Origin of the sequence: Bernardetia sp. Wsw4-3y2, assembly GCF_037126295.1 — a bacterium.
GTDB lineage: Bacteria > Bacteroidota > Bacteroidia > Cytophagales > Bernardetiaceae > Bernardetia.
Genome location: NZ_CP147017.1, coordinates 2,401,800 through 2,426,597, shown reverse-complemented (window position 1 = coordinate 2,426,597; position 24,798 = coordinate 2,401,800). Strand labels below are relative to the sequence as shown.

15 protein-coding genes are annotated in these 24,798 nt (G+C 31.5%); 9 read left to right on the top strand and 6 right to left on the bottom strand.

Annotated features, from left to right (window positions below):
- Positions 1-62 precede the first annotated feature (62 nt).
- Positions 63-980 (top strand): 3-hydroxybutyryl-CoA dehydrogenase, encoded by a 918-nt coding sequence (locus V9L05_RS09825; RefSeq protein WP_338793419.1) that lies wholly within the window; start codon positions 63-65, stop codon positions 978-980.
- A 168-nt stretch (positions 981-1,148) separates the two neighbouring features.
- Positions 1,149-2,819: an IS1182 family transposase gene (locus tag V9L05_RS09820; protein ID WP_338812820.1), complete on the top strand. Its 1,671-nt coding sequence runs from the start codon at positions 1,149-1,151 to the stop codon at positions 2,817-2,819.
- Positions 2,820-2,914: 95 nt separating this feature from the next.
- Here V9L05_RS09820 and V9L05_RS09815 read toward each other — a convergent pair whose 3' ends face one another.
- On the bottom strand, positions 2,915-3,391 hold the full coding sequence (locus V9L05_RS09815) for a PaaI family thioesterase (RefSeq protein ID WP_338793420.1): 477 nt from the start codon (positions 3,389-3,391) through the stop codon (positions 2,915-2,917).
- 142 nt (positions 3,392-3,533) lie between these two features.
- Here V9L05_RS09815 and V9L05_RS09810 point away from each other — a divergent pair, with 142 nt between their 5' ends.
- From V9L05_RS09810 to V9L05_RS09800, 3 genes are read left to right on the top strand one after another with little or no spacing between them, the layout of a single operon-like run.
- Positions 3,534-4,574, top strand: a complete 1,041-nt coding sequence (locus tag V9L05_RS09810) for an MBL fold metallo-hydrolase (protein WP_338815335.1) — start codon at positions 3,534-3,536, stop codon at positions 4,572-4,574.
- Positions 4,575-4,628: 54 nt separating this feature from the next.
- Entirely contained in the window at positions 4,629-5,951 is a 1,323-nt protein-coding gene (locus V9L05_RS09805; protein ID WP_338815334.1) for an AAA family ATPase, read from the top strand.
- A complete protein-coding gene (locus V9L05_RS09800; RefSeq protein WP_338815333.1) occupies positions 5,948-6,544 on the top strand; it encodes a hypothetical protein in 597 nt (198 codons plus the stop codon). The genes V9L05_RS09805 and V9L05_RS09800 overlap by 4 nt, the downstream gene beginning before the upstream one ends.
- Positions 6,545-6,546: 2 nt before the next feature.
- Here V9L05_RS09800 and V9L05_RS09795 read toward each other — a convergent pair whose 3' ends face one another.
- Together V9L05_RS09795 and V9L05_RS09790 are read right to left on the bottom strand one after the other, a co-directional pair.
- Positions 6,547-10,242, bottom strand: a complete 3,696-nt coding sequence (locus V9L05_RS09795) for an ATP-binding protein (protein ID WP_338793422.1) — start codon at positions 10,240-10,242, stop codon at positions 6,547-6,549.
- Positions 10,243-10,575: 333 nt separating this feature from the next.
- Positions 10,576-11,805 carry a serine hydrolase domain-containing protein gene (locus V9L05_RS09790; RefSeq protein WP_338815332.1) on the bottom strand — a complete coding sequence of 410 codons (1,230 nt, stop codon included), beginning with the start codon at positions 11,803-11,805 and terminating at the stop codon, positions 10,576-10,578.
- Positions 11,806-11,889: 84 nt separating this feature from the next.
- On the opposite strand from V9L05_RS09790, the gene V9L05_RS09785 reads away from it, so the two are divergent.
- Entirely contained in the window at positions 11,890-12,339 is a 450-nt protein-coding gene (locus tag V9L05_RS09785) for an HAD family hydrolase (RefSeq protein WP_338815331.1), read from the top strand.
- On the opposite strand, the gene V9L05_RS09780 is transcribed toward V9L05_RS09785, so the two are convergent.
- The 3 genes from V9L05_RS09780 to V9L05_RS09770 all read right to left on the bottom strand — a co-directional run bounded on the left by V9L05_RS09780 (position 12,323) and on the right by V9L05_RS09770 (position 17,110).
- On the bottom strand, positions 12,323-14,545 hold the full coding sequence (locus V9L05_RS09780) for a T9SS type A sorting domain-containing protein (RefSeq protein WP_338815330.1): 2,223 nt from the start codon (positions 14,543-14,545) through the stop codon (positions 12,323-12,325). The genes V9L05_RS09785 and V9L05_RS09780 overlap by 17 nt on opposite strands.
- A 250-nt stretch (positions 14,546-14,795) precedes the next feature.
- Positions 14,796-15,869, bottom strand: a complete 1,074-nt coding sequence (locus V9L05_RS09775; RefSeq protein WP_338793426.1) for a Fe(3+) ABC transporter substrate-binding protein — start codon at positions 15,867-15,869, stop codon at positions 14,796-14,798.
- 668 nt (positions 15,870-16,537) lie between these two features.
- The gene (locus tag V9L05_RS09770) at positions 16,538-17,110 is read right to left on the bottom strand and encodes a hypothetical protein (RefSeq protein ID WP_338815329.1); all 573 of its coding nucleotides are present in this window, start codon (positions 17,108-17,110) and stop codon (positions 16,538-16,540) included.
- A 174-nt stretch (positions 17,111-17,284) separates the two neighbouring features.
- Here V9L05_RS09770 and lnt point away from each other — a divergent pair, with 174 nt between their 5' ends.
- From lnt to V9L05_RS09755, 3 genes are all read left to right on the top strand, one after another.
- The gene (gene lnt / locus V9L05_RS09765; RefSeq protein ID WP_338815328.1) at positions 17,285-18,997 is read left to right on the top strand and encodes an apolipoprotein N-acyltransferase; all 1,713 of its coding nucleotides are present in this window, start codon (positions 17,285-17,287) and stop codon (positions 18,995-18,997) included.
- 34 nt (positions 18,998-19,031) lie between these two features.
- Complete coding sequence (locus V9L05_RS09760; RefSeq protein ID WP_338815327.1) at positions 19,032-19,967, top strand: 1,4-dihydroxy-2-naphthoate polyprenyltransferase; 936 nt, start codon at positions 19,032-19,034, stop codon at positions 19,965-19,967.
- 247 nt (positions 19,968-20,214) lie between these two features.
- Positions 20,215-24,660, top strand: coding sequence for a T9SS type A sorting domain-containing protein (locus V9L05_RS09755; RefSeq protein WP_338815326.1), 4,446 nt, complete (start codon positions 20,215-20,217; stop codon positions 24,658-24,660).
- The last annotated feature ends 138 nt before the right edge of the window (positions 24,661-24,798 follow it).

Genomic DNA, 24,798 nt, shown 5'->3' with positions numbered 1-24,798 from the left:
ATAGATAGTATAAATAATACTTATTCAACCAGTAATTATAAACTGAAACAAACTTTACAAATATGAATCATATTGCAGTCATTGGTGCAGGAACTATGGGCAACGGAATTGCTCACGTTTTTGCTCAAAACAATTATCAAGTATCTTTTATTGATATTTCTGAGAATGCTCTTACAAAAGGCTTACATACAATAGGAAAAAATCTTGATCGTCAGGTAAATAAAGGCATCTTGACAGAAGAAGAAAAAATAGCTACTCTGAAAAGAATTACTACTTTTACAAGTATTGAAGAAGGCGTAAAAGGTGTAGATTTGGTAGTAGAGGCAGCCACAGAAAACATGGAAATCAAACTCAAGATATTTGAGAATTTGGATAAAGTATGTGATGAAAAAACTATTTTGGCGACAAATACTTCATCTATTTCTATTACTCGTATTGCTGGTGCAACACAAAGACCAGAAAAAGTAATCGGAATGCACTTTATGAATCCTGTTCCTGTCATGAAACTTGTTGAGGTTATTCGTGGCTATTCTACTTCTGACGAAATCACAGATAGAATTATGGAAATGTCTAAAAACTTAGGCAAAATTCCTGTTGAGGTAAGTGATTACCCAGGTTTTGTATCGAATCGTATCTTGATGCCAATGATAAATGAAGCAATTTATGCACTTTATGAAGGTGTTGCAGGTGTAGAAGAAATTGATACCGTTATGAAATTGGGAATGTCTCACCCTATGGGACCTCTTCAATTGGCTGATTTTATTGGTCTTGATGTGTGTCGTTCTATTTTGGAAGTATTATTTGAAGGTTTTGGAAATCCAAAATATGCTCCTTGTCCACTTTTAGTAAATATGGTAAATGCAGGACATAAAGGCGCAAAATCAGGTACTGGTTTTTACGATTGGTCAAATGGAATGAAAGATTTGAAAGTAGCTAATCGTTTCAAAAAGAAAACAAATAAGACTTCACAAGAAGCGTAGATATATATTTCATGTCGTTGGTGGAGACACCAACAACGGCAGAATTCAATGAATTTATTTTCATAAAAATTAAAGAGGCTGTCCGAAAAGTACGGATAGCCTTTTTTTTATGGTTAATTTTTTTTATTTTCGAGGTATATATACTTTTATACTAACGTTATATAGCCTATGGCAAAAGTAGTTTTCAAAAACCAAAGTGGTAAGCAGCCCGAACTTTTTCCTGTCAATATATTTGACAAAATTCCAGCTCACCATCCTGTTCGTTTAGTTGAAAAGGTGGTTGATTCATTGGATATTAGCGATTTGATTTCTCAATACAAAGGTGGAGGTTGTTCAGCTTATCATCCAAGAATGCTCGTTAAAGTGCTATTCTATTCTTATTTATCCAATATTTATTCTTGTCGTAAAATAGCTAAAGCTCTTGGGGAGAATATTCATTTTATGTATTTATCAGGCAATTCTACACCAGATTTTAGAACAATTAATGACTTTAGAGGTAAAATTTTGAAGGCACACATTCATCGTTTATTTGGAGAAGTTGTTAAAATGTTGGTTGAAATGGGTTATGTAAGTCTTGATGTTCAATATATTGATGGAACAAAAATAGAGGCTTGTTCTAATCGTTATACTTTTGTTTGGCGTGGTAGTATTGAAAAAAATAAAGAAAAGTTAGAAACTAAAGTAAATAAAATTTTATCTGATATTGAAAGTAGTATTCAATCAGATAATCAAGAAGAAAATAAAGAAGAAGTATCTACTCCATTAGATTCAGAATTATTAAAAGAAAAACTCGCTCAAATCAATAAAAAACTAAAAGAACCGAGTAAACAACAGGCAAGAGAACTAAAAAAAATGCAAGATGAATATCTTCCTAGATTAAGTAAATATGAAGAGTCTCTGAAAATTTTAGGTTGTAGAAACTCGTATAGTAAAACAGATACGGATGCTACTTTTATGCGGATGAAAGAAGATCACATGAAAAATGGACAACTCAAACCTACTTATAATGCTCAAGTGTCCACAGAAAATCAATTTATTACCCACGTTTCTATTCATCAAACGGCAGGAGATACCACCACTTTATCCTCTCATTTAGAAGGATTTGAAAATCAGTACAATAAACAAAGTAAAGAAGTAGTAGCTGATGCAGGTTATGGAAGTGAAGAAAATTATGAATTACTTGAAAAAAAAGAAATTACTGCCTACGTTAAGTACAATTATTTCCATAAAGAGCAAAAAAGGAAAATGAAAAATAATCCTTTTTTAGTTCAGAATTTATTTTACAACAAAGAATTAGATTTTTATGTCTGTCCGATGGGGCAAAGAATGAAGAAAATAAGAGATGGAAAACGTACTTCAAGTAATGGATACGAATCGCAAGTATCTTATTATCAAGCAAAAAGGTGTCAAGATTGTCCTCTTCGCAATTTATGTCATAAAGCTGAAGGCAATAGAATAATACAAGTGAATCATCGTTTAAACCAACTAAAAGAGAAAGCTAGAAATTTACTAACTAGTGAGAAAGGATTAGAGCAGCGCAGTAAACGCCCTATAGAAGTAGAAGCTGTTTTTGGGCATCTCAAATATAATAATAAGTTTAATCGATTTACTTTTAAGGGATTAGCAAAAGTAGAAATGGAGTTTCTATTGATGGCTCTTGGGCATAATTTTAGAAAAATGGTGGCAAAAACTGCCGATAAGCTAAAAAATACTTTCAATTCTAAAAAATCATCTTTTTGCACCTTTTTTTATACTCAAAAAAATCACCAAAAGACAAAATTTGTTTGCATCATCAAAAAAATCAACCAAAAAGAAGAATTACAAAAAATAGCTGCATAAAAAGAGGCTGACCTTTTCGGACAGCCTCTTTTTCTATACAATTTTCCTAGTAATTATTTTTATTATCTCTAACTTCTGAAATCTAACTTCTAACTTTATTCAAAAGTCTGTTTATTCATAGGATAAAGATTGAATGTTCCAATTCCTTTGGCTACTATTTTTCCTGTTTTTTTATTTTTTATATCACAAACTGTATGTACCAAACGGTTTCCTGTGTGTTCTAGGTTTGCTTCTGCGATAAGCTCGTCGTGAAGTTTGACAGGAAGAAAATAATTAATTTTGAACTCTACTGTTGCACATAATTTTCCTTGTGAAAAAGCATAACTCAATGCAGAACCTCCAAGAGTTGCATCCATCAATCCAGCAATTACTCCTCCATGACAATGATTAGGCGCACTTTGATGTTTTTCTAAAACTTTCATTTCAGAAATGGCATGACCTACCTCATCTATTTTTAAAGTCATTCCATTATCTTTTGCAAAATAATTGAATTGATTGTAAAGTTCTATAAGCTGGGTATGATTTTTATTCTCTGTAAAAAAAATCTTTTTTTCTTCTTTTGTATTTTCCATAGCTGAATAATTATAAATTATTTAGTAGTTGATTCTTAATAAAAACTGTGTTATTTTTAAACAACTTCTCAATATAGTAAATATAATTTTATTGAGTAAAAATTAGCTGGATGACAATAACATAATTTAAAAAACTTAAAAAATGCCAAAAATAAACCGAATCTTCAATCCTGATTTAGAATTTATAATTGACAGAGAAAATGAGTTTGAAAATTATTATGAAGGAAACCCTCTTCTTAATGGCGTTTTTTGTAATGAAGGAGCAACCCAAAATGAAGAAACTTCTTTAGCAACCGTTTTGAAATGGCAACTTCAAACTAACCCACAAAAACAAGAAAAGAAAAAGGAAAATTTTAAGCTAGAAACAATTCAAAATAACTCATTTTTTGAAGAAAACAAAGATTGTATTGTTTGGCTCGGACACGCTTGTTTTTTTATTCGTTTGAATGGAATTAATTTTCTGACAGACCTTTGTTTGGAAAGTATGCCTTTTGTGCCTCGTAAATCTTCACTTCCTTGCCAAATTTCAGAAATAAAAAATATTGATTATTTACTTCTTTCTCATAATCACAGAGATCATTTAGATATTCCTTCTCTCAAAAAACTTCTTCCTCAAAATCCAAATATGGAGTTTCTTGTTCCTTTAGAAACGGCTGATTTTCTGCATAGGCAAGTTTCAAAAGACTTAAAAATTCAAGAAGCAGGTTGGTATCAACAGTTCAAAACAAAAGAAAAAATCAAAGTTAATTTCTTGCCATCCAAACATTGGTGTAGAAGAGGTTTGTTTGATTTTAATGAAATGCTTTGGGGTGGCTTTTGGCTAGAAACAGGACTAGAAAAGACAAACACGAATCACAAATTATTCTTTGTTGGCGATACAGCTTATGCTCCTCATTTCAAACGAATAGAAAAAAATTTGGGAGCTGCCGATACTGTAATTATGCCAATAGGTGCATACAAACCTCCTTTTATGATGCAAAATGCACATATAAATCCAGAAGAAGCTGTAAAAGCATTTCAAGAAACAAAAGGAAAAACACTAATTCCGATGCACTACGGAACATTTGATTTGGCAGACGAACCACTAGGAGAACCTATAAAATGGCTCATCTCAGAAATGGAAAAACAAGGACTTTCAGAAAAATTGAATGCTCCAAAAATTGGGGAAGTAGTTTATTTGTAGATTTTTGTAACTTGAATGAAGTTTATTAAAAATGAAATTACAGAAATTATAAAAATGGAAAAATTAATAGTAAAGAATTTTAAAGCCATAGAATATGCCGAAATAGAAGTAAACGACCTTACTTTTTTTATCGGACAACAAGCTAGTGGAAAAAGTACACTCGCTAAGTTGGTTTATTTTTTTAAGACTTTGGGGAAATATTTGACTGATGAAATGTTATCAAGCAATTTTGGGCGAGAAGATTTATTTTTAGATACTACTAACTTTTGTTATGCTCAATTTTACTCTTTTTTTAGTGAGTCGTCAGTTTTAGAACAGAAAGATTTTTTCATCCGATATGAATACAAAGAAGATATTTTTTTTGAAATAAAAGCAACTTCTAGTGGTTGTTGGATGGAGGGTATACCAATTTCAGAATTACTGAAACGTAGCATAAAAGAATACAATGAGCTAGTTAGTGAACATATTTTTGCTAGTGAACAAGAAATTAACTTATTAACAAACCAAATAACGAAAGAAATAAAAACATTTATTCCATATTCTTCAAATAATGTTTACTTTCCTGCTGGAAGGAGTTTTTTTGCATTAGTAAACAAGCAGAGCATTGAATTAGGTAAAGAATTTAAAGACAATTATAGAGATTATTTGAAGAATTACAAAATCTATATAGGGTTTGACACTCATAATGAAAATGATTTAATTAATTATACATTCATCAACTTCTGTACTTACCTAAAAAAAATTGTGCTTAGTATTTCACAAAATGAGAATTTAATATCATCAAAACAGAATGATATTATAAATGGAAAATATATTCAATTTGGAGATGAAGAATTTATAGAGATTTCAGAAAATATAAAAATCCACTTATCAAATAGTTCATCAGGACAACAAGAATCTATCCGTCTTATTCAAGATATAAACTACCTTTCTATTTCTAAGAAGGAGGCTTTTAGAGTGTACGAAGAACCCGAAGCCCATTTATTTCCTGCTTCTCAGAAAGCATTAATGGAAATGATTGTGATTTTATTAAATTCTAATACAAATGTTCAGTTACTTATTTCTACGCACACCCCCTATTTATTAGCCGTTTTGAATGTTTTGATGAAGGCAAAGGAATTAGAAAAACAGTTAGGAGAAAATGATTTGACTTTAGATGCTTTAGTCCCAAAAGAAGAGCGTTTAGATGTTAGTCGTGTGCGAGTGTATAGTGCAAAACAAACAGAAAATGGAAGGTTTATTTTTGAGAATGTAGTGAATCCAAATACTCAAAGCATTAATGCAGAAATAATTGACGAAGTTTCAGAGAAAATTGAAATTACGTATGACCAACTTTTAGATTTGCAAAGTAACCTTTCTAACTCTGTATCTGAATGAAAAAAATAACATCTAAAAAGTGGGTAAGTGAAGCTAATAAAAAGGAAAACTCTAATGAGATAACCATCAAATTATTCAATAAAAACGAATGCTTATCTTTCTTTGAAGAGAATACTTTTTTTGAAAAATCAGAAAATGGCAAAACGATAATTTTTCAATCAAAGCAAACTAAAAACACAACACAAACAAATCGTCTGATTTGCATAGATTTTGAAAAACTATTTGATAGTGTTGATAGTAATTTGAGCCAAAAATGTGATTATGTTTTTATCAACTACTATAATCAGCAGTATTATTTTGTAGAGCTAAAAGGGAATGCAGAACGAATCTCAAAACCTTACGAACAGATAAAAATAAGTATAGACCTCTTCAAACAGAGAATGAATATTAATAAAAGCTCTATTATTGGGATAATTGTGGGAGGAAAAGTAGAGAGAAAATCAAGTACAAAAGAGAAAAATGTCAAACTCATAAAGACCAATGTGTTTAGAAATAACTTTATTAGCGAATTAGGTAAAGATTTATTTCACGCTCAAAATAAAGCTGCAGTTAGTTCTCCACTTTCTTCTAAAGATGATTTTATTGGTTCATAAACCTACTCCACCAAAGGCAATTCAATAAAAAAGGTAGTTCCAAAATAAGGTTCTGTTTCAAACCAAATTTTTCCTCCTGCGTGTTCTATTCCACGTTTTGCAACAGAAAGACCAATTCCAGAACCTGTGGATTTTGTTGTGAAATTAGGAATAAAGAGTTTTTTAGCTGTTTCTTCATCAATTCCTTTTCCATTATCACGAATATAAATAAGTATCGTTTTTGGTGATTTTTGATTTGTTTTTTCCAAGACGACGTTGATATGAGGGTCTTTTTCTTGAACGGCTTGTATTCCATTCAAAATTAGATTTGTCAAGATTCGTCCCATCAGTTTTGCATCTCCATTTACATAAAATTCTCCTTGGTCAATGATGGCATCCAGACGAACACTTCCATCATTTTTGTATAAAATCAATGTTTCTTGAAGCACCATAGAAACATCAAAACGCTCTGTTTTTGGAATAGGCATCTTTGCAAAAGCCGAAAATGAAGTGGCAATATCACTCAATGTATCGACTTGAATAAGCAAACTTTTGATAGAACGCTCAGCAGGAGATTCTTCATTAGCCAAAACTCGCTGCAAGTGCTGCAAAGTTAGTTTCATAGGTGTCAGAGGATTTTTTATTTCATGAGCCACCTGTTTTGCCATTTCTCGCCAAGCCGACTCTTTTTCACTAGCTGCAAGAGCTGCTCTACTTTCCTCTAACTTAACTAGCATTTTGTTATACTCTCCCACCAAAAGACCAATTTCATCATCTGATTTGTAATCTAAAGGCTTATTATCTCCACTGAGTGTAATTCTTTTCAAGCGAGAAGTAACCAAACTTAAAGGCTTTGTCAAATCCCGAGAAGCAAAAAAGGAAAGCACAACCAAAAGCAAAAATATTCCTGTAAAAACATTGAGCATCGTCGAAACAACTTCCAAAATCTGCTCATCAGCATAGCGTTGAGATTCGAAAAAGGGAACATCTACAACCCCTACAATCTCGCCAGTAGCAGGAGAAGTTACGACTACATAAGCCGAATTATAATTCAGTTTTCCAATCGATTCACTGAGTATTGCTTTGCTTTGTTTCTGTTCTACCAAAAGTGCCATTGCCTTCGGATTAATGAGCGACGAAACCAGTCCATTATCATAAATTGTAGGTTGAGAAGAAGCCAAAAGCACCCCTTCTCTATCAAAAACGTTAATTTCTGTTTGTGTCAGACGAGCAATTTCTTGAAGAGATTCTAATAACTCATCTTTAGTAAGTTCTTTATAAACTACATAATCACTAAGTTTAGCAGAAAAATTTTGGGCTACATTTTCAGCTTTTTGAAAATAGGTTTCGATAGTTTGATTCTTATTTTCCGAATTCAAAATACTTACAATCAAGATACTTAAAAGAATAGTGGGCAAGAAAAAAGCAAGATTAAGATAAAGCTGAATTCTTCCTGTCAGATTAAAAGTAAAAGGTTGTTGTCTAAAATAAAGTCGATAAACTGCCAAAAGTAAAAGCATCGTTAAGACAATACAAATAAATTGCATTGAAAAATTTGTCAAAACTGATTTTAAAGGATATTTTACTGAAGAAATAACAACAAATTTATTTTCGCTTCCTCTTATGAGAAGGTGTTTATAAGAGGAGGTAGAAAATGTAGTTAAAGAATCAAAATTAGCTAAAAAATCTTTTGAGTAAACAAAATTTCCTTGGGTATAAACAGGTTTTCCCTCCTTAAAAATGGCATAACTCCACGCATTTCTACCTCCCCAACGATTATAATTTGAATACGGATTATCTGACAAAAGATTTGGATACACACTATTAGAAACTATCTTTTTGAGCTGTAACTCTATCACAATTTTTCCAATCTTGACTCCACTTCTACTAATTTCACTAAAGGCAAAATAGCGTTTCGTATTGGTAGATAAGTCGTGAACCAAAAAAATATCTTCATATTCTGTCGCATAACTTGACTGTGCATATCTTGAATACATTTCATCATAAGTCATGGTATTTTCATAAGGCATTCCGTTTCCATTAAACAAATGAACCTTTATATCATATTTATCAAAATAATAATCTAAATAAAACTTTCTTATTTTGCGTGAAATAATATCCTTTGTAGTAAAAGAAGTCATCAATCTATTTTTGATAATGGGGTCGTAGGGTAACGATTCGACAACATCATTTAATAAAAACTCTCCTTGTAAGTCATTTTTTACTAAAAGTTGGTCAGCAAAATTTTCTTTGGCTGATTTTTCTCTAGTTTGTTCGAAGCAATAGATAATATAACTACTCATTATTGAAGTAGTAATTGCTCCTAAAAAAATATAAATGAAGATTTGATAGGTAAAAGAACGTTCTGAGCGAGGCAATTCTACAAAAATAACTACCAAAAGATAAATGGTATGAATTAGTGCAATCCAAGCGTCTGACATATTTGCATGAACACTAAAAGCATAAATAGCACTAACCACCCAACCCACCAAAATACCTACACTTACAAGGAAGACAAGTTTTTTCCCTTGTAAATGTAACCATTCTATAAATCTGACTAAAATATGAATAAGCAAAAAATAAGTTGTTGCTGTCAAAATCCCTATAAAAAGAGCGGTAATTTTGAGTAATGAAAAATCTAATTCTCTAGTAAAATCTAAAGAAATTTGAGGAGAATGAATATAGAGATTTCGAATATTTAGAAAATGATAAAAAGCAATTCCAAAAGAAATAGAAATGGCTATCACAACACCAAAACGTTTGCGTTTACGATTTCCAATGCTTCGCATATGAGAGAGTTCACTAAAATGAACAAACAAAAAACTACTAATAATAAAAATACAAATTACATTCAGAAGTAAATCTCCTAACGAAGGAGCAACCATAGAAGAGGCATAATAACGAGCATTGAAAAGAATGGTAGGCAAAACACTGTTTGGCAGTTCTAAAAAAAGCATTAGGAAACGAATTCCGACAAATGTACTCAAAAGTGTAAAAAAGGCATACCAGACTTGTCCTTCCTGTAAAAAATAGAGCATCGAAATTCTTGCTTGTAAGAAAACAAAAACGCACGCAATAATCATAAAAAAAAGCACTGTGTAGTTTTGTGAAGATTGCCAACTATAATCTGACGGAAAAATAAGCGCAAAAAGCAAATTACTTCCTTTTCCATAAATACGATATGAGGAACTCTCTGGAGTAAGTTGCAAACTAATGTCTGGTGTAGCAAAAAGTTTTGGATTGACTCCTAAAGTTAGAAATTGATTATAAATTTTATATTCAGAAGCCAAAGGAATCAAAACGACTCCTGTCATATTATCATACTTTGTAACAATGAGTTTTTGTTTTATCAGAAACAGACCTTTTGGTGTTTCAAGTGTATATTCTGAATAGTTATTTTTGAGTTGGTCATAGGAAAGCAAATAGGTATTATCTGTCCAAAAAAGAAGTTCACTATTTCTAAAGATATAAATTGGATATTTTCCTGTATTAGAAGTAATGAGGGAGAAGTCTAATTTTTTATAATTCTGAATGACAGCTTCTTCCAATTCTGTGAGTTCTTTTTCTGCTACTTCTAACTCTTTATCTACTTTTTTTCGGACTTCTTGGGTGTATTCGTTGTAGTCTTTTGTATTTACCAAAAAATATCGAAAGCCCAAACCTGCCAACAATGCAGCCAAAGCAATAAATAAAAAGGAATAAGAAACAGATTTTGACATTTTTGAAGGTAGAAGAAAATGACAGGAAGTATAAACTTAAATAGATTCTCAAATTTTGAACCTTAAATTTTTATTGGTGGATTTTAACTAAACATATTATTTTTTTGTGTCATAAAGATTTGATTGGTTTGCCTTAGGAATATAAAATGAATAAATTTACACTTTGAAAAATTCACGCATTAATAAACTGTTCAATTAAAAAACTACCTTTTGTGATTTTTTACTAAATATATATTTTCAAAAATATGCTATGAATTATAAATTGGACAGGGTTTCAACCCTGTTTTTATAGATAGCTAAAAATGTAAATTTATTTTTTTAGTCTTCCTTAGTTTACTTTATTTCTAAAACATTCCATATTCCCCAAAAAACATCATTACTATTTTCTTTCTCAGAATCTGTATTTGCAATAAATATTCTACCTACTTTTTTTTCTGAGTCAAAATACATAAGTGTATTTGTACCTGGGTCTCCTCCAGTATGTCCAATGGCATTGTAAGCTAGTTCTTTATCTAAGAAAAAGCCTACATTAAAGTTTTCTTTTCCTTTAAAATTTTCTTTTTTTAATTGAGATTTAAAAAACTCTTCATAATTATCTTTATTGAGAAGTTTTCCATTTCCATCATATCCTTTTATCAAGTCTATCAAAAATTTACTCAAATCGGTACTTGATGTAATCAGTCCTCCGTCTGGATAAGAAAGAATGGTATAATACGGCAATTCTTGATTATCAAAATAAAGTTTAGAATAATTAGAACTATCTACTTCTTCAAATAACCAACTGGTAGCACTCATTCCTAAAGGTTCAAAAATATGTTCTTTTGTAAACTCGTGAAATGGCTTTTTGGCGACTGATTCTATGACCAATGCACAAAGAGCTGCTCCAATATTGCTGTATTCATAAATTTCATTTGGTTTTCTATTTGCATAAGTGGCTGTATCATAAAGCTCATTTCCTTTTACTAATATCTTAGCTAAATATTCTTCTAAAGGAATCCAATTGTTTGATGGATTTTGATAATATAATTCATATTTCTCTTTTAAACTTTCATCAATTGCAATATTATTTCTATTGACATAACACGTCTTCATGTAAATATCTGTATCTACAATAGAACTTGTATGTGTAGCTAAATGCCGAACAGTAATAAGTTCATCAGGAAAATTGGGATTAATGACCTCAAAAGGTAGATAATCATTAATTGGTGCATCTAAATCAAGCAAATTCATTTCTTGAGCCTTCAAAAGAGAAATTCCGATAAATACTTTGGAAATAGAAGCTATATTGATTATTGTATTTTCTGTGTATTCTTTCTTATTTTTTATATCTGCATAACCAAAACCACGATTATAGAGTATTCCTGAAGTATCTACTATGCTTACTGAAAAGCCATTAAAAACTCCTAAATTATGAAGACTATCTAATTCTTTATTTATATTTGGTTTTAAAGAATTGATTTTAGAAACAGTAGTTTTTTGTTCTGTTTCTGCTACTTGCTTTGGGTTATCTTGACAAGAAGAAATAATAATTACTAATGACAAGATCAAAAATAGTGATTTCATTTTTTTGTGCTTTTAGAGTATTTTATTTCTTGAAAGATAGTAAAACAGAATCTCTAAAAAAAATCTTAATAAAGTAATATAAAAATGAATATTAGCTTCGATTTAGACAGCACACTTATTCCTCATGGAAATGAATTTGAAGCAGAAAAAAGAAACTTTTTTATCAAGTTTTTAGGAGTTGAACCTATTCGGATAGGAACAGCAAAAGTGATTTCTGACTTACAAAAACAAGGTCATACCATTCATATTTATACCACTTCTTTTAGAAGTCAAATCAAAATTCGTTTGATGCTTTTTTATTATGGAATAAAAGTCGGGAAAATAATAAATCAATCTCAAAATCAGCGTACACTAAAAAAAAGAAATATAAATGCTTCAAAATATCCTCCTGCATTTGGTTTTGACCTACATATAGATGATTTGAAAGGTGTAAAAATGGAAGGAGAAAGGTTAAATTTCAAGACAATTATTATAAAACCTAATGATAAGAACTGGATTGAAATAATACAAAAAGGAATTACTTTTGAACAATAATCTTTTGATATGTCTGTCCTTTTTCTGTGCTAAAAACAAGAATATATAATCCATTAGCAAAACGAGAAATATCGATTTCATTTTGATTGGATTGAATATTTTTTTCTATCAAAGTTTGTCCTTTTGTGTTATACAAAATTAATTTTCCTTTTTCTTGTGTCTGAATTGTCAGCATATTATTTGCAGGATTTGGATAAATTTTTAGAAATAAATCTGTATTTTTTTTATCCTCATCAATTCCAGAAATAATTTCTCCATCAGGTGAAAGCCATTGCAAACCTCCTCCAATTGTTCCAATCAGAATTTGAGAACCAAAAGCAACAGGAAAAACAGTATTTCCAAAATATAAAGTAGAATTTTGAGCATTCAACCAACTAGAAGGAAAATCAGATGGCAAATTTTGAGTCGAAAGTGAAAGAGGAATTAAATCAAAATTGGCTTCCTGATTTTTAAAATCTTGTATCAAAAAAAGTCCTTTTTCTGGTTCAGACAATAGCAAATCTTGTGAAGTTTGTCCATTTTCATTTCTTTCATACAGTGCAAAACTTCCTCTCGTAAAATTCTGATTGCCAAAATTTGGATTTTCTAAACTAAAGCTACCATCATCTTGCTGTAAAAATGATTTTATTCCTCCTCTATCTTGCAAAATAAGTAAGTCTATTTTATCATCATTATTTAGTTCTGCCAATAAAACTTCATCATTTTTACCTAAGTTTATCCCTGTCAAAGTAATTTCTTTTAAATCACTCAATGAAAAACTAATCGTATTATTTCCTTTATTTTCTATCCAAAAAACACCTGCTTTTTTAGTAATGACATCAAAAGCTATAAAAAGCAAATCAGCTTCATTATCTCCATTAAAATCAGAAATAATTGGCTTTAAAAATTGAAACTGTAGCGTTGAAGAACTTGCAAAATTCAAAAAATCATCATTTCTATATTGAAATTTCGGACTTTGATTACTTCCAATATTTTCTAAAAAATGTAATCTTGCTTTATATGAAGTGGAAGGAAATAAATGTCCACGTTCTCCCAAAATCATATCCAAATCGCCATCATTATCAGCATCTATAAAAGCAGGACGAGCATTTTCACCTATGTCAAAAAATTTATCTTGTAAAAAGTTTTTTTGTATAAACTCAAAATTTGGATTTTCTATTGAACCTGTATTTTGATAAAGCCAAGCTGAATTTTCATAATCAATTAAATCTCCCTCATTCAAATATAAATTTGGGGCAGCAATCAAATCAGGTGTTCCATCAAAGGTAACATCTTCATAAAAAACGGCTGCAAAAGTAGGAATATCAATCGGTTTTTGAGTAGGAAAACGAGTTTTGGGATTTCTTAAAATAGCTTCTGTATTCGTTCCTTCATTAAACAAAGCTGTTATATAATTACAAGCCACATCGCCAACCAATAAATCAAGAGAAGGATTATTATCTAAATTCAGAATCAAAAGTGAAGAACCAGCATGTTCGGGTTTTTCTACTCTACAAGCATTTGCACCAAAAATATAATTTTCACAAACACATTCTTCAAAGTCACCCCATTTTATAGTTTCTTTCTTAAAAATAAGACTATCTGAAATGGAATAATTTTCTTGACTCAAATTTTTATGCCATTCGACAGTCGTTCCAATAGCAGGACGAAAATTTAGAATATCCAAATCGCCATCATTATCCAAGTCTACAATGGCAGGAATATCTGTAACATCAATACCTAGATTTAATGGATTTCCCGAAATACCTGTACTGTAAAGTATTTTTTTAGCAATTTTGAAAGTCAATTTTCCAGTTTCATTTTTGGTATTTTGATAAACAACAACTCCCAAATTAGTAGAAGTAAAAATATCTTTCTGACCATCATTGTTATAATCACGAAGTAAAACCCAGTTTCTTAGCTTTGGAAAAAGTTGTGTGTATTGAGGTGCAAAACTCCATTCTTTTTGTCCTTGTGGATTTATTTTTTGAAGAAAAATAAGAACTTGATTTGTCGTTCTATCAAAAATAAAAAGGTCTTCTAAGTCGTCATTATCTACTTTAATAGTCGAAAATTGTGGTGCATTGAATCCACCAGTTAAAGCTAATTTTTGACCGTCTTTTATGATTTCGATATTTGTATCAAAACTGACTGGGAAAGTTTGAGATGTTTGTCCAAAAATCAAATAAGGACACAAAAAAAGGAATAAGAAGATTAGATTTTTCATAGTTGGTTGATATTCTTTATATTTTGTAGGAAAAAGGCTTGCATTTTCTTTTAAAACTGTTTTAATTTATTTTCCAGTCAAAAATTTTGTCAGTAATTGCTAAATTTTAAACGATTTTTTGATATATTTTATTCAAATAAAAAAGGACTTTCACAAAATACTATTTTTGTAAAAGTCCCAATTCATTAAAATGTTTTTTAAAAAATACTAGAATAGTAAAAGGCGTGCCTTTTCTCTAAATCTGATATTTCTATTTCCATTTTACTTCATCAAAAATAATAACAGCTTGTTCTTGATTTTCGCCTAATTTTGAAAGACTTAAAGTATCTTCTTTGAAAGTTCCCCAATCTTTAAGTGTTTGAGCCATTTCTACATCTGTACGAACAGGATATTCCATTTCCTCTCTTACATAAACTTCTTGTGCTTCTTTGCTTGTCAAAAACTCAATCAATTTAATTGCATTTTCTTTGTTAGGCGCATACTTGGTTACTGCTGCACCACTTACATTGATGTGTGTTCCTCTTCCATCTTGATTTGGAAAAATAACAGCTACTTTTTGTGCTGCTTTTACATTGTCTTCATCTGTGTCATTGAGCATTTGAGCATAGTAATAAGTATTTGTTACTGCTAAAGTTCCTTCGCCTGCTGCAATGGCTTTGATTTGGTCACGATCACCACCTTTTGGCTCTCTTGCCATATTTGCTACAACTCCTGTTGCCCATTTTTTTGCAGTTTCTTCATCAGAATTTGCAATAATAGAAGCTAGAAGAGATTGATTATACACATTTTCTGAAGAACGAATCAATAATTTTCCTTTTGCTTTTGACTCAGCAAGACTCTCATAGGTAGCAAAATTTTCAGGTTTTACTTTTTCTTTGTCATAAACAATTACTCTAGCACGTTTTGTAATTCCGAACCACTCATTATCTGCATCTCTCAAATGAATAGGAATATTTGAAAACAAAACTTCAGATTCAATTGGCTGTAAAAGTCCTTTTGATTTTGCTCTGTGTAAACGCCCAGCATCAACAGTAATCAAAACATCAGCAGGAGAATTTTGTCCTTCCATTTCCAATTTATTGATAAGCTCATCAGCCGAAGCCTTCACTACATTTACTTTTATGCCTGTTTGCTTTTCAAATTCTTCAAAAAGTTGTTTATCAGATTCGTAATGACGATGCGAATAAACATTTACTTCTTTTGAGTTCTCCACTACGGCAGTAGAGTCAGAAGTAGTTTCTGTATTGTCTTTTTTCTTGTCATTACAGGCAAAAAATGAAATAGATACAAAAAATAAAATAATACTAACAAAAATACGATTCATAATTTTTTAGTTAAATGTCATTGGTAGAAACACCAACAACAGCGATAATTTTTGTAAAAAGAAATAAGACGTAAAGCCTTATTTAGAATGATTTTAAACAACAAAGGTAGTAAATCAAATTACATTTACTAGAATTCGATTATTTTTTTACAAAAATTAGTAAAAATACGTAGGTCACTGAGTAAAATTATTTATACATTATTGAAATCTGTCTGACATTTTCGATAGATTTATTTTTCAGAATGGAAAAATGACCTTTTCATTTTGAAAAAATAAATATTTATCAAAACAATTTCAAAAAACTAAAATACCCTATTATGGCTTATAAACAGCTATTTTCAATTAGTTCAAGTTATTTCTAACTAATTTTTGGCATTGGCAAGCCTATTGAAATATATAAGTCAAATAAGCAAAACAAAATAAGTGATTTTCAAAGTAACTGATTTGTAAAACTGAAAAGTCTAACAAAAAATTTTTAGCAGTAACTTTATTTTTTAAGAATCATTTATTAGGAAAGTCAAAATTGAATAGTATGTGTGTTGTCAATCAGCAATGATTATTTTTAGCAACTCCTTATTTTTTAACTATTCAGTTATACTTTTATAAGAAACAAGAAGAATCCCTTTTCATTTTTTGAAAAAAGGGATTTTTTGTTTTGTTAAAACTATTTACTCCAAACAAGGACACATATATTTGTATTCTATCTCTCCAACAATCAATCTTGTATCTTCTACATAATAAACATTTTCACTCAGTCCATTCCACAAGCGCAGGTCACTAATATTTACATTATAATTTCTGACAATATCATAAATGTATGTTCGTTTTTTAATATTTTGATAATGTTTTCTTATTTCAAATTTTTCTGGTATTCCTTTTTCATAGCTTTTCTTTATGGCTACTTTCAAATATTCGCCTGTATAAAGAGATTGCTTTCTAAACGAACTGAAATCAGAATAATCTAACTTATTCCATTTTGCCAAACATGGCGCACAGATTTGATATAAATTTAAAATATATTCTATATTTTCTCCTTCTCCAATTTGATGATAAATATAGGCTGTGTCTTTAGGTCTTTCAAAAATGGCTTTTCGTTCTTCTGTTGTATTTGTAGTAGTAGTAACTTTATTGGTATAAAGAGTATCACTAAAATGCTCTCCTACAACATTATACTCATATTTTTGAGCAAAAGAGGTTTGAAAAAGAGCTAAAAATACTATTGATAAAATAAATAATTTCATAATTGATAAACTAAAAGTGAGTAGTAATTTTCTTTTAGAAAGCTATCAAATTCTGAATTAAAAAACAATTTATCTTAATTTTGACTTGCTTTAAAGTTGATAAACAAAAGCTATTCATTCACTTTGCCTATTTTTGTGAACTAATTATCCATTGTCAATTATCCATTTATACAAATGTCTTCACTTTTATCCTTTCAAGCACATTTAGAACAATATCGTCAGAAAAAATATTATGCGCTATCTCTTTCTGTTTTGGGTGGTGTTTTGATGGCTTTAGGTTGGTATTTTCCTTTTTCGCCCTTGCTTTTTGTAGGACTTATTCCACTTATCGAACTCATAGAATTTTATTTTAAGAAAAATGAAATTCAAAAAAAGCAAAAACAAAAAACTACTAATATTACGATAAAAAAGCGCAACTATTTTACTCGGCTTTGTTTCTTTATTTGGGTTTACTTTGTCTTATGGAATGCTGGCGTTTATTGGTGGCTTTGGAATGCGCTGAGTGTAGGAGTAATAGGTATTTTTTTATTAAATGCTTTTTTACAACTTTTGCCTATCATTGCCTATATTTTTACAAGACGTTTTTCAGTTGGTTTTATCAATTACTTATCATTTGTTTCGTGTTGGTTATTCTTTGAATATGTTCATCTAAATTGGGTTTTGTCGTATCCGTGGATGAATATTGGCAATGCCTTTGGTGAAGTGCCTATGTGGGTGCAATGGTACGAATATACAGGTACTTTTGGAGGAACACTTTGGGTACTTTTGGCTAATATTTTAGCATATCATGTTTTCATAAAATCAGATATAAAAGTAGGAGCTTTTTTGGTTTGGGTATTAGTTCCGATAGGTATTTCTTATGGAATTTATATGAGTTATGATGAATTAGAAAATAATTTGAAATCTGTAGAAATAGCTGTTATTCAACCTAATTTGGATTGTTATTCTGAAAAATTCTCTCATAATCCAAAAACAGGCGAACCTTCTACCAACCATATTCCCTTCGAAAATCAAATCCAACGTTATATTGATTTAGCCAAAAGTGTGATTACAGATTCTACTAAATATATTATTTTACCTGAAACAGCTTTTCATAAAAACTCTACTGAATATAATTATACATCTCAGCAAGATTTAAAACCTATTTTTGATTTTTGTAGAAAAAATAATTTGATTCTCATTTCAGGTGCAGATACATATAAGTTTTATACAGAAAATGATCCTGTTCCCAAAACAGCACGAAAGTCTAATGGAGGTGATTCGTATTATGATATGTATAATTCAGCTATTCAGTTTGTTCCTTTTACTCAAGATTCTGTTTCATTTTATCATAAATCAAAATTGGTAATTGGTGCAGAAACTAATCCTATCAAAATGGTTTTACCAAATCAAAGTGCCTCTTTGCTTTTTGTAGATATAATGGGAACTTTAGGAACGCAGGATTATAGAAGTGTTTTTGTTTCCCCAACGACAGAGGCAAAAGTAGCTCCTGTGATTTGTTGGGAAGCTGTGTATGGAGAATTTTGTACAGAATACACTCAAAATGGCGCAAATGTAATTGTTGTACCAACTAATGAAGGTTGGTGGGGAAATACGCCTGCACCTCGTCAGCTTTGGGCATTGTCGGCTTTGCGTGCCATCGAAACACGACGTAGTGTAGCACGAGCAGCCAACACAGGAATTTCAGGATTTATAGACCAAACAGGAAAAGACATTTCTAGAAGTGAATATGGAGAACAAGCAACCTTAAAACACAAAGTAAAACTAAACGAAGAGATTACTTTTTACACGCTGCACGGAGATTATTTAGGAAGACTTGCTGGTTTTTTGGCAATTTTATTTTTTATATCTGCTATTGTTAGGAAACTTAGAAACCCAAAGAAATGATGAATTGTGAGTTATTAATTATAATTAGAAAAAAATGAATTTAAAATCGTGGATAGAAGCAGCAAGATTACGAACTTTACCATTAGCACTAGCCAGTATGTTAATGGGTTGTTTTTTGGCTGCCATAAATGGATACTTTGATGTAAAAATTGCATCTCTAATTATTCTGACAGCTCTTTTATTACAAATCCTGTCAAATTATGCCAATGATTATGGAGATAGCATTCACGGTGCAGACCACAAAGACCGAGTAGGACCAAAAAGAACTGTTCAAGCTGGAAAAATCACTTCTTCACAGATGCGAAATGCAGTTATTTTATTTTCTGTTTTATCGTTTGTGAGTGGTGTTTTGCTCCTTATTGTGGCGATAGATTTTCAAAAGGAAAGTAGCTGGAAAACACTCGGTCTCTTTTTAGGATTAGGAATTTTTTGTATTGCTGGAGCAATTCTTTATACAGCAGGAAAAAAACCGTATGGCTATATGGGTTTGGGAGATATTGCTGTTTTGATATTTTTTGGTTGGATAGCAGGTGGAGGAACGTATTTTTTACAAGCACAAGCCTATTTTCAAAGCTCAACAAACTTTCAAACTATTTCTTGGGATATTTTTCTTCCTGCTACAAGTTGTGGACTTTTCGCTGTTGGTGTTTTGAATTTGAATAATATTAGAGATATAAAATCTGATATTTTGGCTGGAAAAAACTCTATTCCTGTCCGAATTGGTAAAGAAAAAGCAAGTATTTATCACGCTTCTGTTTTGATTTTAGCTTGGGTTTGTGCGCTCATTTTTTTAGCTCTCAATTATCAAAAGCCTTTAAATCTTTTGTTTTTGATTACACTTCCTTTATTTATCCGAAATATCGTTCAAGTTTTCAAAAGAAACGATATGGAACTTGACCCACTTTTAAAACAACTTGCACTTTCTACACTATTTTTTGTAGTGTTTTTTGGTATTAGTTTTTTAATATAAATTATTATTTTTAGTGTATTTTTTTGTTGTATTTTAAAAAAAGCTACTTGAAAAACATTCAATAAAAAAAATAATTTACTTGATTTATTATATTTTATAATCAACTGATATTCAGTAACTTTGCAACAATTTAATTGTATCTACTAAAAAAGTATTTATTTCGAAAGATATTTTTGCATTAAAGTTGTTATAGTAGTAGACAAATATTATGTTATTCAACCAGTTTCTCATATTAAGCTATAATTCAATGAATTCATTATACAGGTTCAAACAAACTTATTTACTAAGTCTGTTTGGCATTTTTTTATCTTTTTCACTCTATGCCCAAACAGGTCCTGGAGGAGTTGGAACTAATACAGGAGCAGCACCTTTACAACTGTGGCAACGTGCTGATGCTATTATACCTGTTCCTGCTGATGGTACAGCGACTAATTTTATAGATGCTTCTGGTCATGCAAGACATTCAACAAACTCAAATGGAGGAGGCAATGGAGTACGTGCATTGTACCAATCTAATGTAGCCAATACATTTCCTATCGTACGTTTCAATGGATTAAATACAACTGCTGGTTCACAGTATGATGACGCTTATTCATATGCTGCACGTACTGTCTTTGTTGTATATAGGGCTTCTTCTACAACTCAAGATAATGGTGATTTGGCTCAAGTTTGGGGAGACTATAATCCTTCACAAACTCAAATAGCATTAGATGCACGTGCTGGCACTAACTTACGAGGTTTTAGTTTTGATGGGGCTGGTGGCACACAAGCTAGATATGCAATCAATGGAGCAAATTTTACTGGTTTTGCAGCAAATTCAAATACTCAACAATGGACATACAATCAATTTCAAGTTCTATCAGTAGAGTTTCAGAATACTCAAGCTATGACAAATCAACGGATTAGTACATTAGCTAGTAATTTTACCACAGACCATCGTTTTGGAGGAGATTTAGCTGAAGTTATTGTTTATGATAGGGTTTTAAATCCTGCTGAAAGAATTGTAGTTCAAAATTACCTTTCTTCAAAATATCAAGGTGCAGCACTTACTCAAAACGATTTTTATTCTCATGATGCCACTACTGCACAACCCTTTTTTCACAATGTAGTTGGAGTAGGAAAAGAAATAGGTACAAATGTACACCTTGCTTCTAAATCTTCATTTGTAGAAATCAATGCTGTAAATACTATTAATCCTAATTCTTACCTTTTTATGGGGCATGATAATGGAGCTATTGGTAGTTATACAGCCACAAATTCTCCTGCTGGTTATGAGCGAGTAGCAAGAACGTGGCGTGCTGATGTAACAGGAACAATAGGAACAGTTACTTTTAGAATAGATGCCTCTCAATTACCTGGGGGAACAGCCTGCCAATTAAACATACTCACAGACGGAGATAACAACTTTTCAAGTGGAGCTACCATTACGCCACTTACACAAGTAGGAACTTCTTCTATTTATCAAGCTACTTTAGCTATTCCTGATAATGTCTATTTTACTGTAGCACAAGCAATCGGAGCAACAATAACACTTACAGCTACAGCCAATGGAAACTCTGGAGAAGTAGATTTAGTATGGACAAATCCTGCATTAGCTAATTTCCAAGAATATAGAGTTTATGGAGGACTTTCTAATAATCCTACTACTTTATTAGCTACTATTCCTAGTCAAGCAACTTTATCTACTACACTTACAGGACTGACAAACTGTAGTTTGTATTATTTTAGATTAGTACCTGTTACTCTTACTGATGTAGAATCTCCTTGTGAAGGAACAGATACAGCTCGTCCTACGAATGGAGTTGCACCTACTGCCATGAATCTCACAGCTGCCACTCCTGTAACTTCTCCTTCTACAAACGGACAAGTTACACTTACTTTTGATGCTAGTGGAGACCCGACTATAAGGCAAATTAGAGTGTATAGATACAGAAGTGGAGATCCAGTTCCTGCTACGCCAAGTGTTACATTTACTTCAGGTATCACTCCTACTACTACACAAGTTATTGTTGCAGGTATATTATATGCTAATTCGCCATTTGCTACTTGTTATAGAATTACTCAAGTAAATCAGTGTGGAGAAGAAAGTCTAATTTCTGGAGAACAGTGTGCCACCATTACTGTACAACCTGAAATTTGTAATAATAGCTTGGATGATGATGGAGATGGAAATATAGATTGTGGAGATCCAGACTGTGCAGGAATAGATGGCTGTCCTGGTTGTATCTTTCAGATTACAGACCCTGGGGAATTTCAATTATTCCAGTATAAAGTAATACCTGTAAATGGTAACAATATTGGTTACCAAACACCTATTTTTGGAGATGTAGATAATGATGGAGAAAGAGAAATTGTAGTGTTGGGAGATGACGGAATTATTAGTGTCTTAAATCCTCGTAATGATGCTCTTCCTGATGTAGAATATGAGCAAACAGGACTCAGAAGACCAGATGGAGCAACTAGTTTGCTTACTATGGCTGATGTAGATGGCGATGGTTATATAGAGTTTTTCTATGTCAGAAATGATGCTAACTCTTCAGTAGTTTGTTATCAATACAATTACACCCTACCAGCTTTTGAGCTGCAATGGGAAAGTATAAACAACCCTGTAGGAGAACGATTTTCTAATACTGACAGAGCAAATATAAACCTTGCAGATTTTAATGAAGATGGTACACCAGAAGTATATGTAGGAGGTACTATTTTTAATGCAGTTACAGGAGAATGGTTAGGCTATGTAGGAGCAGGAAACCCAGATGGAGATCCAAGAGATACAGGGCAACCTATTTTTCAGATTTCAAATGCTGCTGATGTACTTCCTGATGCTGCTTGTGCAGACTGTGCAGGTTTGGAGTTACTAGCAGGAAATGTAGTTTATTCTGTAAATATTGCGACAAAAACAATCGCAATACAACGTACTTCTCCTATTCCACTTACAGGTGGCTTTAAAGATGCTACCATGTCAGTTGCAGATATGGATAATGATGGAGATATAGACGCTGTAGTATCTGGTTATGGTAGAGTATATGTATGGGATATTCAAGATACAAATCCTGCTACAACTTTACTTTCAAATGTTTTTGATTTGAGAGCCTATACAGGAGCATCTACTATAAATGGAGTGCAAGGAGTGGGAGGCACAAGTCCTTTTTCTGGTATTGCAACTATAAATGACTTTGATAATGACGGAAAAAATGAATTTGGACTAACTAAAGAATTTGGTGTAGTAATGTTCAATGATATAGATACAGCAGCTCTCAATGGTGGAAATTTGCAACCTATGTGGACATTACCAACGACAGATGAATCAGGCACAACAGGACTTTCTTCTTTTGATTTCTTAGGAACAGGATTTGCAAATCTAGTATATAGAGATGAAACTAAAGTACGTATATTCCAAGGAGCTAGTGGTACAGTTTACTTTGATTCCGATGTGGCTGGCTTTCCTTCTTGTATAAGTGGTACAGGAATGGAAATCCCTACTATTGGTGATGTAAATGATGATGGACAAACAGAAATTGTGGCATCTTGTAATGGACGTGTTATAATCTATCAATCTTCTAATATTCCTTGGTTACCTTCTCGGGATGTTTGGAATCAAGTAAATTATAATATTACAAATATTGATGGAGATTTGACTGTTCCTGCTACCATCACAACACCAAATTATTTGACAGTAGCTCCTCCTCTAAATAACTACATGGCGCAGCGTCCACTTAGTAACTCTACAACGCCATTTATTCCTGCTGCTGATATTGTAGCTTTAGTAGATGTAGATGATGGTGCAATTGACTTAGGAAACTGTCCTGCTGAAGTAACTTTTACTATTGATATAGAAAATCAAGGAGATGCAGATGTTGTAGTACAGTATCCAATTACTTTTTATAGTGGTGATCCTCAAGGCTCTTCTTGGAGTAATCTAAGCACTTTTGCAATCAATGATGGTTTGGCAGTGGGAGAACAGAAAGAGTATACTTATTCTTTTCCTTTAACTAGCGACCCTGCACAAGTATATGTCGTTCTGAATGACAATGGAGGTAGTACCCCAGGTGCGCCAGTAGTATTGCCAAATACTTCTGTTGCTGAATGTGAGTACAACAATAACTTCTTAGGACCATATACTATTTCTAGTTGCTTTGATCCTCTACCTATTGAACTTATTCGTTTTGGTGGAGAAGATGAAGGAGATAAAGTACAATTAGATTGGGCAACAGCATCAGAAAAAGATAATGCCTATTTTGAAGTTCAGCGTAGTTTTGATGGACAAGATTTTGTAACTATTGATGTTATTCAAGGACAAAAATTTTCTACTCAAACAAGAGAATATCAAACCTATGACTATGAAAACTGGACTGGAACAGCTTATTACAGACTCAAACAAGTAGATATAGATGGAACTCCAACACTAAGTAATACGATTGTCTTCAAAAGAGATAATAATTTAGAAATCAATATTTATCCAAATCCAATATCTTCTGGACAAGATTTACATATTGAAGGACTAAATGGAGAATGGAATGCCATTTTGTATGATATGGCAGGAAGAACTATTAAAAATTGGACTATCAGTTTTGATAAACAGGTCTATACTACACCATTTCCAATGATAGGAAAGGGAATGTATATTCTTCAATTAGAACCTTTAAATAATCAAGAACAAGGCAAAATAATTGAAAAACTAGTAGGAGAATAATAATTTATCTTCAACTATTATTTTCAAACCTTCATCAAAATAAAAACTTGATGAAGGTTTTTTTGTAGCAGTCAGTTTCCAAGCTGTCAGAAATAACAATTTTATTCCAAAATTTCAGTAAATTTGAATAAAAAGAAA